General features: G+C 64.9%; 8 protein-coding genes. 5 read left to right on the forward strand and 3 right to left on the reverse strand.

Translation table 11 applies throughout. The features are described from left to right. Positions 1–113 precede the first annotated feature (113 nt). On the reverse strand, positions 114–338 hold the full coding sequence (locus tag M2390_RS06485; RefSeq protein WP_030143592.1) for a hypothetical protein: 225 nt from the start codon (positions 336–338) through the stop codon (positions 114–116). A gap of 173 nt (positions 339–511) precedes the next feature. On the opposite strand from M2390_RS06485, the gene M2390_RS06490 reads away from it, so the two are divergent. Further along, positions 512–2593 carry a type IIA DNA topoisomerase subunit B gene (locus tag M2390_RS06490; protein ID WP_121688675.1) on the forward strand — a complete coding sequence of 694 codons (2082 nt, stop codon included), beginning with the start codon at positions 512–514 and terminating at the stop codon, positions 2591–2593. A gap of 117 nt (positions 2594–2710) precedes the next feature. Here M2390_RS06490 and M2390_RS06495 read toward each other — a convergent pair whose 3' ends face one another. Continuing rightward, positions 2711–5380: a DNA topoisomerase (ATP-hydrolyzing) subunit A gene (locus M2390_RS06495; protein ID WP_259177684.1), complete on the reverse strand. Its 2670-nt coding sequence runs from the start codon at positions 5378–5380 to the stop codon at positions 2711–2713. Between the two features lie 89 nt (positions 5381–5469). Between M2390_RS06495 and M2390_RS06500 the strand changes: the two genes are divergently transcribed. Then, complete coding sequence (locus M2390_RS06500; RefSeq protein WP_259177685.1) at positions 5470–6642, forward strand: alkaline phosphatase family protein; 1173 nt, start codon at positions 5470–5472, stop codon at positions 6640–6642. A 193-nt stretch (positions 6643–6835) separates the two neighbouring features. Here M2390_RS06500 and M2390_RS06505 read toward each other — a convergent pair whose 3' ends face one another. Next, positions 6836–9316 (reverse strand): adenylyl cyclase, encoded by a 2481-nt coding sequence (locus tag M2390_RS06505; RefSeq protein WP_259177686.1) that lies wholly within the window; start codon positions 9314–9316, stop codon positions 6836–6838. A 484-nt stretch (positions 9317–9800) separates the two neighbouring features. On the opposite strand from M2390_RS06505, the gene M2390_RS06510 reads away from it, so the two are divergent. From M2390_RS06510 to M2390_RS06520, 3 genes are all read left to right on the forward strand, one after another. Continuing rightward, complete coding sequence (locus tag M2390_RS06510; RefSeq protein WP_259177687.1) at positions 9801–11075, forward strand: ABC transporter substrate-binding protein; 1275 nt, start codon at positions 9801–9803, stop codon at positions 11073–11075. A gap of 71 nt (positions 11076–11146) precedes the next feature. Then, entirely contained in the window at positions 11147–12220 is a 1074-nt protein-coding gene (locus M2390_RS06515) for a carbohydrate ABC transporter permease (protein ID WP_396822698.1), read from the forward strand. Continuing rightward, positions 12217–13104, forward strand: a complete 888-nt coding sequence (locus tag M2390_RS06520) for a carbohydrate ABC transporter permease (RefSeq protein ID WP_259177689.1) — start codon at positions 12217–12219, stop codon at positions 13102–13104. The genes M2390_RS06515 and M2390_RS06520 overlap by 4 nt, the downstream gene beginning before the upstream one ends. Positions 13105–13118: the final 14 nt, after the last annotated feature.

Below are 13118 nucleotides of genomic sequence, written 5' to 3' on the forward strand. Positions count from 1 at the left end.
AATGGTGTCCACACACCAAAACGTCGCCGTCCGGTTTCCCGGACGGCGACGCGTGGTTTGGGGACTCGCCGCTCTCGCGCTGTATCAGCAGCGCCGGCGAGTGTGGGCGAGCCTTAGGCGCGAGCCTCGCTGAGGCGGGCGCTCTCGTCGTGCCAGTTCGAGGCGACGGCGGCAAGCTTCTCCTGGTACTTCTTACCGTGGTGAGCGCAGAACATGAGCTCGCCATTGGCAAGGGTTACCCGGACGTAGGCCTGTGCACCGCAGCTGTCGCAACGGTCGGCCGCGGTCAGTGCCGGGGCGTCCACCACGCTCGGAGCGCTTTCGGTGATCTGTGTCATGTTTTCCTCCTGACCGGTGAGGAGGCCAATCGTTCGGCCTCACGTCTTATCCAACCACGTCCGGGGGCATTTTCATTCCGTTCCGGGGCAATTTCGCTAGGCGCGTACGCTCAGGCCGTTCACAACGTGTCGGTGGCAGGCGATGTCGGGGGTTTTCGGTAGAATTTATCCCTGTGACCACTGAATACTCCGCGCGCCACCTCTCCGTCCTCGAGGGCCTTGAGGCGGTGCGGAAGCGACCCGGTATGTACATCGGGTCCACCGACTCCCGCGGCCTCATGCACTGCCTCTGGGAGATCATCGACAACTCGGTGGATGAGGCGCTGGCGGGCTTCGGAACCAAGATCAATATCCTGCTGCACCACGACGGCTCCGTCGAGGTGCGCGACACCGCCCGTGGTATCCCGGTAGACATCGAGCCCAAGACCGGGCTGAGCGGTGTCGAGGTCGTCTTCACCAAGTTGCACGCCGGTGGAAAGTTTGGCTCGGGCTCCTATGCAGCCTCGGGTGGTCTGCACGGTGTGGGTGCCTCGGTGGTCAACGCGCTGAGTGCACGCCTCGATGTCGAGGTGGATCGCGGTGGCAAGACCTGGCTGATGTCCTTCAAGCGCGGTGTGCCCGGCGTCTTCGAAGACACCGGCGCGCCCACCCCCGATGCTCCGTTCACCCCGTTCACCGAGTTCGGCGAGCCCGCACTGCGGCCGATCGGCAAGGTCGCCAAGGCCAAGACCGGTACCCGTGTGCGCTACTGGGCCGACCCGCAGATCTTCACCAAGGGTGCCAACTTCCAGATGGACGACCTGATCGGTCGCGCCAAGCAGACGGCATTCCTGATCCCCGGCCTCGGCATCGCCATCGAGGACTCCCGCGGCGAGGAGACCGAATCACACGCCTTCGAGTTTGACGGCGGCATCTCCGAGTTTGTGGACCACCTGGCCCCGGATGCGGCGATCACCGATGTGTGGCGCCTGACCGGAACCTCGACCTTCACCGAGACCGTGCCCGTGCTGACCGACGGTGGGGCGATGGTACCCACCGAGGTGGAGCGCGAGTGCACCGTGGATATCGCGCTGCGCTGGGGCACCGGCTATGAGACGGTGATGCGCAGCTTTGTGAACATCATCGCCACCCCGAAGGGCGGCTCCCACCAGACCGGTTTTGACCAGGGGCTGCTGCGCTTCCTGCGCGCCCAGGTCGAGGCCAACGCGCGTCGCCTGAAGGCCGGAAATGACAAGCTGGATAAGGACGACGTCCTGGCCGGGCTGACCGCGGTCCTGACCGTGCGTCTGGCCGAGCCGCAGTTTGAGGGTCAGACCAAGGAGATCCTGGGTACCCCCGCGGTGCGCGCGATTGTTGCCTCGGTGGTCTCCGGACAGCTCAAGGAACGCTTCGCCTCGACCAAGCGGGATGACAAGACCCAGACCGCCCTGGTGCTGGACAAGGTTGTCGCCGAGATGAAGTCGCGCATTTCCGCGCGCACCCACAAGGAGACACAGCGTCGCAAGAACGCGCTGGAGTCCTCCTCGCTGCCCGCGAAGCTGGTGGATTGCCGCAGCAACGATGTGGAAACCTCCGAGCTGTTCATCGTCGAGGGTGACTCGGCGCTGGGCACCGCCAAGAACGCCCGCGACAGCGAGCACCAGGCGCTGCTGCCGATCCGTGGCAAGATCCTCAACGTGCAGAAGTCCTCGGTGTCCGACATGCTTTCCAACGCCGAGTGCGCGGCGATCATTCAGGTGATCGGTGCCGGATCGGGCCGCAGTTTTGATCTGGACGCCGCCCGCTATGGCAAGGTCATCATCATGAGCGACGCCGATGTGGACGGTGCGCACATTCGTACCCTGCTGCTCACGCTGTTCTTCCGCTACATGCGGCCGATGATCGATGCGGGCCGGGTCTACGCGGCGGTGCCCCCGCTGCACCGGGTGGTGCAGATCAACCCGGGCTCCAAGCCCAATGAGACGATCTACACGTACTCCGAGCAGGAGCTGCACGACCTGCTGGCCGAATTCAAGGCCACCGGAAAGCGCTACCAGGATCCGCAGCGGTACAAGGGTCTGGGCGAGATGGATGCCGACCAGCTGGCAGAAACCACGATGGAACGCTCGGGACGAACCCTGCGCCGCGTACGCATGGGCGACGCCGAGCGAGCTTCCAAGGTTTTTGAGCTGTTGATGGGAAGCGACGTGGCACCGCGTAAGGACTTCATCGTGGAGCACTCGGCGGATCTCAGCCGCGAACGCATCGACGTCTAACCTGCTCCGGCGGATGCCGAATCGCCGCGGGGCACACCACGTCACCTCGGCGCACCAAATCATAAAGGGGCCCGGTCCCACTCATCTGAGTGAGACCGGGCCCCTTTATTGTGGGACCTATTCCAGATCGAGGTCCAGTGCGACCGTCTCGGTGGGTTCCACCGAAAGCACGCCGTCGGTGTCAAAGCCGAGTGGCTGGGCCGGGGTGGCCGAGGCGCGGGCGGGGATCCGGATCACGTCGCCATCCTCGAACGAGGGGGCATCCAGGGGGCCACCCTGCGGAGCGTCACCATCGGACGCGGCGGCAGAGCCGGAGCCGGTGTCGGGCTGGATCGCCCGTCCCAGATAGGTCACCACCTGCTCAAGCGCGGCACCCGAGGCGTCGCGGCGGCCCACCGGCTCGGGCAGCGGACGCGCCGAGCCCTCGACCGAGAGCGCACGCACGGGACCGGGTCCCACCCAGGCGCGTTCGAGGTGGGACTCACCCTTGAGGAACGCGTGGGCCCGGACACCACCGGTCGCACGACCCTTGGCCGGGAAATCGGCAAACGTCGAGGTCTTGGCTCGGCCCGGATCGGTGCCGGGGATCGTGCCCTCGGCCACCGAAATCGTGGTCACCATAATCTCCTCGGCATGCGGCGCCGCGCCAAAGAACAGCACGCGAGCGCTCCCCACCAGCGCGACACCGGCCATACCACCCGCCGGAGCACCCTGCGGGCGCACCGAGGAGGCGACAAAGTGCAGGAGCTTGGCGTCCGAGGTGACAAAAATCAGTTCATCGGTTTCGGCCGGCTGGCTTACTCCCACAACCTCATCGCCGGGCTTCAGCGCGATCACCTCAAACTCGGGCTTATTCGGCCAGGCGTTCGCGGTCACCCGCTTGACCACACCCTGCGCGGTACCCAGCGCAACCGGGCGATCGCTGCCCAGATCAACCAGGGCCAGCACCCGCTCCTTTTTATTGGTCAGCGCGATGTAGTCGGAGATCTTCACACCCGCGGCCAGATGGATCGATGCGGCGGGCACGGCCGGGAGGTCGATGGGGGAGAAGCGGATCAGGCGCCCCAGGTTGGTGACCGCACCGATCTCGGTGCGTGAGGTGGTCTCCAGCACCGAGGCAATCGCGTCGTGCTTGGCGCGGCGCGGAGGCGCGGTGATCGTGACCTCCTCGCCCGCCGGGCGGTCCACCCGCAGCGCGCGGCCGGTGGCACTCAGGAAAATGGTGCAGGCCACATCGGCGACCTCAAGAACAACACCGGCCTTCTTCCGTGCGGACCCGGCGATGCTCGGTGCCGCCTCGGTCAGCATGGTGCGGCGCGGGGTCCCGAACTTCTCGGCCACGGCCTCAAGCTCCTTGGACACCTGGGTGCGGATCCGACGGGTGCTGCTCAGCAGCTTCTCCAGCTCGGCGATCTGTGCCTGCAGCTCATCCCGCTCGGTTTCCAGCTCCATCCGCGAGAACTTGGTCAGGCGACGCAGCCGCAGCTCGAGAATGTACTCGGCCTGCACCTTGGAGAGGTCAAACACCTCCTGAAGCTTCTTGCGAGCAATCTCCGAGTCATCGCTGGCGCGGATGACCTGGATGACCTCGTCGATATCGACAATCGCGATCAGGAGTCCCAGCACCAGGTGCAGGCGTTCCTTGCGTCGAGCCAGGCGGTACTTGGAGCGGCGGGTGACCACCTGAATGCGGTGATCCACGTAGACCTGCAGCAGTTCTCGCAGACCCAGGGTCCGCGGCCCGCCATCCACCAGGGCGACGTTGTTGATGCTGAAGCCATCCTCCAACGGGGTGAACCGGTAGAGCTGTTCCAGCACCGCCTCGGGGCTGAATCCGGTCTTGATGCCGATGACCAGGCGCAGACCGTTGGTCCGGTCGGTGAGGTCGGTGACGTCCGAGATGCCCGAAAGCTTCTTGTTGTTGACGCCGTCCTTGATCTTCTCGATCACCCGCTCGGGCCCCACCAGATAGGGCAGCTCGGTGACCACCAGGCCCTTCTTTCGCGGGGTCAGGTTTTCGACCGTGACCTTGGCGCGGGTTTTGAAAGCGCCGCGGCCGGTTGCGTAGGCATCCTTGATGCCGGCAAGGCCCACGATCGTCCCGCCGGTGGGCAGGTCGGGGCCGGGCACGTACGCCATCAGCTCCTCGAGGGTGGCCTTGGGCTTCTCCAGCAGGAAGCGCGCGGCACCCACAACCTCGATCAGGTTGTGCGGGGCCATGTTGGTGGCCATACCCACGGCAATACCGCTGCCGCCGTTGACCAGGAGGTTCGGATAGGCCGCGGGGAGAACATCGGGCTGCATGAGGGCGCCGTCATAGTTGGGGATGAAGTCCACGACGTCCTCGTCGAGGTTTTCGGTCATCGCCAGCGCGGTCGCGTCCAGGCGCGCCTCGGTGTAGCGCGGGGCCGCGGGACCATCATCCAGCGATCCGAAGTTTCCGTGGCCGTCGATCAGCGGCAGGCGCATCGTGAACGGCTGGGCCAGGCGCACCAGAGCATCGTAAATGGGGGCGTCACCGTGCGGGTGCAGCTTACCCATGACCTCGCCCACCACGCGGGCGGACTTCACATGGTTGCGGTCGGGGCGCAGACCCATGTCGGCCATTTGGTACAGGATGCGGCGCTGCACCGGCTTGAGTCCGTCGCGCGCATCCGGGAGCGCGCGCGAGTAGATGACCGAGTAGGCGTACTCCAGGAAGGAGCCCTCCATCTCATCGGTCACATCAACATCGAGGATGCGTTCGGCGGGGGCAGCGCTGGTGGAAGCGGAGTCTTTTCGGGTCATTCCATAGTTTCGGATGGCCGCGCGAGGAGAACGGCGCGAGGGCGGATGGGAGCCGGGTAAACCATGCCTTCTATGGCACACTTAACCCGATGCCTTCAATGTTACCGACACGCACCGACGTTTCCCGCAGCCAAGCCGATATCCTGCCGAATCTTGTCGCCACTCTGCACCCCGAAACGGGCCTGCCGACGCCCGCGGCGATGCCCGGTGTGCCCCTCGGTCCGGTCCAGTCGGCCATCCTGATCGTGGTGGACGGATTGGGTGCTCAGCAGCTGCGTGCGGCCAAGCCCTATGCGCGCTTTTTGACGGCCCAGAAATTTCCCACCCTGCAGTCGGTGTTCCCCAGCACCACCGCGGCCAGCCTCACCGCGATCATGACCGGTGCCTGGCCCGGAGAGCATGGCGTCGTGGGCTACGAGATGCGCGATGCTCAACACGATCGCATCGTTAACGGACTCACCGGCTGGGATGAGCGGATGGTTCCCGAAACCTGGCAGCTCCGCGAGCCGCTCTTTGAACACGCCGGCCGGCTGGGCCTGCGTCCCTTCGCCGTGGGTACCGGGAAATATGCCACCAGTGGCATGACCCGCGCGATCCTGCGCGGCGCCACCTATGTTCCCGCGGACCGCATCGCCGAGCGCTTCGCACAGGCGGCCAAACTCGCCGAAACCCCCGGGGCGCTGGTGTACCTCTATGTGCCCGAGCTTGATCAGATCGCCCACCGGTTCGGCGTGGCCGATGAGCGCTGGTTGGCCGCGCTGGAGGATCTCGACGCCGAGGTTCGCAAGCTGCATGCGCGCGTGGGATCCGGGGTGGGGATCGCCCTGAGCGCCGACCACGGCATCGTGGATGTCCCCGACTATGCGCACGTACTCTTCGACCAGGATCCCGACCTGGTGGCCGGGATCGGCCTGATCGGCGGGGAGCCTCGAATGCGGCACCTCTACTTTGACGCGGGTGTTTCCCCCGAGCGACGGGCTGCGACCCTCGGTGCCTGGCAGGAGAGCGAGGGGGAGCGCGCCTGGGTGCTCTCCCGGGACGAGGCGATCGCGGCGGGCCTGTTTGGCACTGTGAATCCCACCGTGGTCCCGCGGATTGGCGACGTTCTGGTGGCCGCACGCAAGCGCATTGCCTACTACGATTCGCGACCGACCGATCAGAGCTCGAGGCGAATGGTGGGCCAGCACGGGTCCCTCACCGAGGACGAGGTGCTGGTGCCGTGGATTACCCTCGGAGCCTGGGCCCCGCCGGGCCGCGGCTAGCGGCCGCGCGGTTTCTCGCCCCGATCGCCCTGGCGGCGCAAGCCTGCCTTCGCGGCTGCCGCCCTGCGAGCCAACGATGCTCGGGGAACGATGCTCGGGGTCGGAACCTCGCTGAGCGGGTTCCGACCCCGAGCCGGAAGATCTCCTGGATTCCCGGGGCCTGCGCCCCGGGAATCCAGAAAAGTCCGTGGCGTTAGCCTCGCTGAGCCCGCGCGCGACGCACGGCACCGAGTGCGATACCTGCGGCCATCAGCAGCAGCGCGATGATCGCGCCCGCCTGACCGGCGGCACCGGTCTGGGGGAGACCTCCGCCCGGCTGAGCGCTCGGCGCGGCGATCACGCCGGGGGTTGCGGCGCCGCCGTCACCCGGGGTGACCGGGGTCGGGGTAACCGAGGGGGTGCCGGGGTCCGGAGTCTCCGCATCCACGGCGACCTGAACCTTTCCGGACCAGCTGGCGCTAGCCGAGACGTTTCCGGCGGCATCCACCGCGCGCACCTCAACGCTGTGGTCACCGTTCCCCAGGACGATCGGTCCGTCGGCGGGGATCCACTCGGCGTCGTCCTCGGCAGCGACCTCATCCTGCGCAGCATTCTCGTCCTGAACGGCGGCGGCCAGGGCCACCGACTCGACCCGGGCGGCCGGTTCGGTGGCGACGGTTCCTGCGGGCAGGAAGCGATACTCGACCCGGGGTGCCGGAAGGAAGTCATCCGATGCCGTCACCGTGAGGGTGACCTTCTTGGTGTAGAAGCCGTTGGGGCCCGGCGCCGCGGGGTCCGCGGTGATCGAGACGGTCGGGGCACTGCGATCCACGCCGGGGTAGGACACCACCTGAGCGGTCATGGTGGCGGGGGAGCCGCCCTTGACCTGGGCGCCGGTGCCGTTGATGACGTGGTTGATACCGCCGGTGCCGTTGAGGAACACCGAGGTCAGCGACTCGAAGCGCACGTTGGCGTTCTGCGGTGCCTGAACACCACTCTCGGCGTACACGTGGTTGCCGTTGTTCCGGGTGTCATCGAAGAACGAGTACACACCCATACCCTGCGCCAGGTGGCTGGTTACCGTGTCGGCCACCCGGTAGGAGGAGTATCCCAGCCGGGTGCCGTCCATGTAGTCGGCCTGGGTGGGCGGGTCGTAGGGAAGTTCACTCTGGTAGAAGATGGTGCGGCCGTTGTTGCCGTTCCAGATCACCTGGTTCTTGCCATAGTGCTCCACAAACAGACCGGTCGCGGTCACGTTGTCCGCATTGACCACCACGCCGTGGTCGCCCACGTTGGTGTGCCAGTCCACGCCGTCGCCGTGGTCGGCGCGCCAGGCCCAGATGTGGTCGAGGAGGGTGTTCGGGGTGTTGACCTCGATCGAGGTGGTCGCGTTTCCGGCCCAGGGTCCACCCACGCGGATGAAGACGTCGGACAGCGTGGTGGGGTTCGCCACATCGGCGGCGGTGGCACCCCGGGGGCCCACCTGAACCAGCACGTCGGAATTCTTGGTGTGTGCGTCCACGGTGATTCCCGCAAGCTTCACGCCGGGGACGTCGGCAATCTCGATGGCCGCGGTGCCGTTGTTCGGTACCAGCGATGCGTAGCCGAGACCCAGGACCACGGTGTTGGCCCGGGTGACCTTGATCGGGGCGTTCAGGTAGTACACCTCGGGGGTCAGCAGGAGGTTTTTACCGGAGGCGAGGGCCGCGTTAATAGATGCTGCGGTGTCGCCGGCCTTGGCAATGTAGAAGTCGCTAATCGGCAGGGACTGTCCGGCCGAGGCGTCGGTGGACCAGTTGGTGCCGGTGGAGTTCGTGTGTGCCTTGGGGACAAAGACCTTGAAGTTGTTGCCGTCCTTGTACAGGAACGGAATCTCGCGGGACACCGGGGTCTTATCGACGTTGGTGGTCACGCCGACGCCGCCGGCGCGGGGCTGGCCGAAGTCGGTGGCCGGAGCGTTGGTGACCCCGGAGAAGACGTTGTTCCAGACGCCGCCGTCCCAGCTACCCACCTCGGAGTTCCGGGTGAACCACTGCTGCTGGGAACCGGTGGAGATCGTACCGTCGACCCTGCTGTCAGCCAGGTATCCACCGCTGGCATACTCGCCAAATCGGCCGAAGACCGTCAGATCACCCTTGACGTGGATGCGGCGCAGTGGGGCTGCCTGGGATACCGCGAACCGCATCGTGTTCTCATCGGTGATACCGCTGGGGGTCGGACGCTGGGCGTCCACACCAACGGGCTGCTGGAACGGATTGAAGGCCAGGTTACTCATTGAGCGCCAGAAGCGGGTGAGCGATCCGGGCTGCTGGCAGTCCCAGGGATTGGGCTCACAGGTACGCTCGGGCTCGACGTGAATCGCCCCGTTGATGAGCACATCATCGGGGGATGCCCCGAGGCCCGACACCGACTGGTAGTAGCCCAGGTCCGAGTTAATGATGGTCCCCGGCGCGGGCGTCTGTCCCTGTGCCGGAGGCGTGCCGTAGGTGCCGGGGGCGAAGAAGAACTGGTGGCGCTTGAGACTAAATTCTCCCTCGTGGGAGGCGGCCTGAAGAGCGGAATTGATCGCGTCCACACTCCAGTTTTCGTCAAAGATCGTGACGTTGGGACCAAAGAGTGGATCGGCACCGTGCGCGGCGGGTGCCGAGACAATCGTTCCGGCCGCTGCCAACGCAAGAATCGCGGCGGCCGACACGGCTAAATTTGGCCCATTTTTTTCACGCAATAATTTGGATCGCATGTGTTCTCCCTTGAACAAATGTGAGGGGCGTTTCATCGACTTCGGCGTCGACAGGTGCAGGCTAGCGATTTACTTACTTACCTGTCAACAAGTAAATTTCTACCCGATTCGAAAACCCCGGAATTTCGCGGAATATCGGGCTATTTCCGTATATTCATCCCGGTTTACAAACTGCCCAATTTGGCGAAAATGCCGGATGGCCTCCCTCGGCTGAAGGCACCGAGGTAGGCGTCGAGGTGGCTCGTTTTTGAGTCGATTAATCGGCCCAAAATAGACGCTCGGGGAGGGGGTAAAGCCATCCAAAATCGGGAGGGCCGTCGGCCCCGAGTTGACTTAGTTGGGAGCGCTCTCATAGGATCGGGGACACCGATTGGGAGCGCTCTCACAGCGTCTCAATCCAGAGCGATGAAGCTCACCCCACCACCACGAAGGAGTGATTGTGAACAAGAGTGCTTTCCGCAAGAGTGCGGGCGCCGTTGCGCTGGTATCCGCCGCCGCACTGGTCCTGGCCGGCTGCGCGAGCGACGGCGGCGAGGCGGGATCGGGGGATGGCAAGATTACCCTGACCGTGGCCACGTTTAACGACTTTGGCTACACCGATGCGCTGCTCAAGGAGTACAGCGATGCCCACCCGAACGTCACGGTAGTGCACAACCGGGCGGCGACCAGCAACGACGCCCGAGCAAACTACTTCCAGAAGCTCGGCAAGTCCGGTCTGGCGGACATCGAGGCAATCGAGGTGGACTGGCTGCCCGAGGTAATGAAGTACTCGGACATGCTGGCCCCGGTGCCCGCGAAGCTGCACGATCGCTGGCTGGACTGGAAGGTCAACGCCGCCACCGACTCCGACAAGAACCTGATCGGATACGGCACCGACATCGGCCCCGAGGCCATCTGCTACCGCGGCGACCTGTTTGCCGAGGCAGGGCTGCCCACCGACCGTGCCGAGGTCACCGCGCTGCTGACCGGCGGTTGGGACAAGTACTTCGAGGTGGGTAACGAGTACACCACCAAGACCGGCAAGCCGTTCTTCGACTCCGCCGGCGGCACCTACCAGGGCATGATCAACCAGGTCGAGGCGGCCTATGAGAACCCCAAGACCGGCGACGTCACCGCGACCGATAACCCCGACGTACGCAAGATTTACGACGAGGTACTCGCGGCCAGCAAGACCCAGTCCGCAAAGCTCGGCCAGTGGTCCGATGACTGGAACGCCGGCCTCGCCGACGGTGCCTTCGCCACCATGCTGTGCCCCGGATGGATGCTCGGTGTGATCGAGGGTAACGCCAAGAACGTGACCGGCTGGGACATCGCCAACGTCTTCCCCGGTGGCGGTGGAAACTGGGGAGGTTCCTACCTGACCGTCCCCGCCAAGGGCAAGAACGTCGAGGCCGCCCAGGAGCTCGCCGACTGGCTGACCGCGCCCGAGCAGCAGATCAAGGCGTTTAGCAACTCCGGCAACTTCCCGAGCCAGAACGAGGCCCTCACCAACGCGACCCTGCTTGAGGCCACCAACGAGTACTTCAACACTGCCCCGATCGGGTCGATCTTCTCCGAGCGTGCTCAGGCGGTCACCGTGTCTCCGTTCAAGGGCGAGAAGTACTTCCAGATCAACGATGCGATGCAGAAGGCGCTCACCCGCGTCGAGGAGGGTACGCAGGACGCGGACACCTCCTGGAAGCAGTGGGTTTCCGAGGTCAAGGCCATTAAGTAACGAGGTACCCGGGTGGGGCGGCGACACAGCCGCCCCACCCTCTTTCCCCGTCAAACGTTCTGTCTAGGAGCATCGTGTCCTCTTCCACCACCGCGCCCGGCGGCGCCCGATCCCGCCCCCGTGCTACCCGCCGCGTGGGTTTCGGCGGCGGCCTGTCCCGCTGGGATCTTAAGCTTTCCCCCTACCTCTACATCTCCCCGTTTTTCATCCTGTTCGCGGTCGTGGGACTCTTTCCGATCGCCTTCACCGCGGTCATCTCCTTCATGGAGTGGGACCTGGTGCGCGGCACCGGTGAGTTCATCGGGTTTGAGCAGTACGCCTACGTCCTCGGCCAGCCCAAGTTCTGGCTGGCCCTGCGCAACACGTTCAGCATCTTCCTGCTCTCCAGCGTTCCGCAGCTGATCGTGGCCGTGTTCATCGCCTCACTGCTGGACAAAAACATCCGTGCCAAGACTTTCTGGCGGATGGGTGTGCTGGTGCCCTACGTGATGGCCCCGGTGGCCGTGGCCCTGATTTTCAGCAACATGTTTGGTGACCGCTACGGCATCATCAACACCCTGATCCAGACGATCGGCCTGGAGCCGATTCCCTGGCACTCCAACGCCTTCTTCAGCCACGTCGCCATCGCCACGATGGTGAACTTCCGCTGGACCGGTTATAACATCCTGATTCTGCTGGCCGCGATGCAGGCGGTCTCCCGGGACTACTACGAGGCAGCCACCGTGGACGGTGCCGGCCCCATCCGCCAGTTCTTCTCGATCACCCTGCCGAGCCTCAAGCCCACGCTGATCTTTGTGATCATCACCTCGACTATTGGTGGTCTGCAGATCTTCGACGAGCCGCGCATGTATGACCGGCCCGGCACCGGAGGACCCAACAGCCAGTGGCTGACCATCTCGCTCTACCTCTACAACACCGGCTGGGGGGAGTGGAACTTCGGTCGTGCCGCGGCGCTGGCCTGGATCCTGTTCATCATCATTCTGCTGATCGGTGTGATCAACCTGTTTGTCACCCGCAATCTGGTTCGGGACGAGGGTGGGCACCGTCCGCCCACCCGGCGCGAGCGCCGTATCGCCGCACGCGACCGGGCCTCCGTGTCCGCCTCGGCAGTATCCAGTTCGAAATCTCAGGAGGTATCGCGATGAGCGCACCCACCCTGTCGCCGTCTCGCGCGACCCCGGCCCCCGCGCCGCGCCGCCGCCGAACCGTGCGCGGCTCCCGTCCCGGCTGGATCGTCTACGGGATTCTCGGGGCGATGATTGCCGGGAGCCTGTTCCCGTTCTGGTGGTCGTTCCTGATCGGTTCGGGGGATGCTCAGACCATTCGTAACCCCTCCTGGATTCCCGGCGGAAACTTCATTGACAACGCCCTCACGGTGATCAACGACCCGGCGGTGAACTTCTGGCTGGCACTCTGGAACTCCTTCTACAGCTCGGCACTGATCGCGCTCTCGGTGGTGTTCTTCTCCACGCTGGCCGGCTGGGCCTTTGCCAAACTCAAGTTCCGCGGCGGCAATGTGCTGCTGATCTTTGTGATCGCGACCATGGCCGTGCCGACCCAGCTGGGTGTGGTTCCGCTGTACATCCTGTTCTCGGACCTGGGCTGGACCGGCACCATCGGGGCGATTATCGTGCCCGCGCTGACCAGCGCGTTTGGGGTGTTCTGGATGACCCAGTACCTGCGTCAGGCGGTACCCGATGAGCTCCTGGAGGCCGCCCGGGTGGATGGCGCCAGCTCCTTCCGCACCTTCCTGACCGTGGGGCTGCCCGCCGCCCGTCCGGCGGCGGCGATGCTGGCGCTGTTTACCTTCATTTCCTCCTGGAACAATTTTTTCTGGCCGTTTATCGTGCTGGATCGTCAAAACCCGACCCTTCCGGTGGCCCTCTCGCTGCTGCAGTCGAACCACTTTGTGGACTATTCGATCGTGCTGGCCGGAGTGCTACTGTCCACGATTCCGCTGCTTGTCCTGTTTGTCTTCACCGGCAAGCAGCTGGTGAGTGGGATCATGGCAGGAGCGGTCAAGGGTTAGTTCGTTTCTCAAGA

The organism is Mycetocola sp. BIGb0189 (genome assembly GCF_024810155.1).
GTDB classification, from domain to species: domain Bacteria; phylum Actinomycetota; class Actinomycetes; order Actinomycetales; family Microbacteriaceae; genus Mycetocola; species Mycetocola lacteus.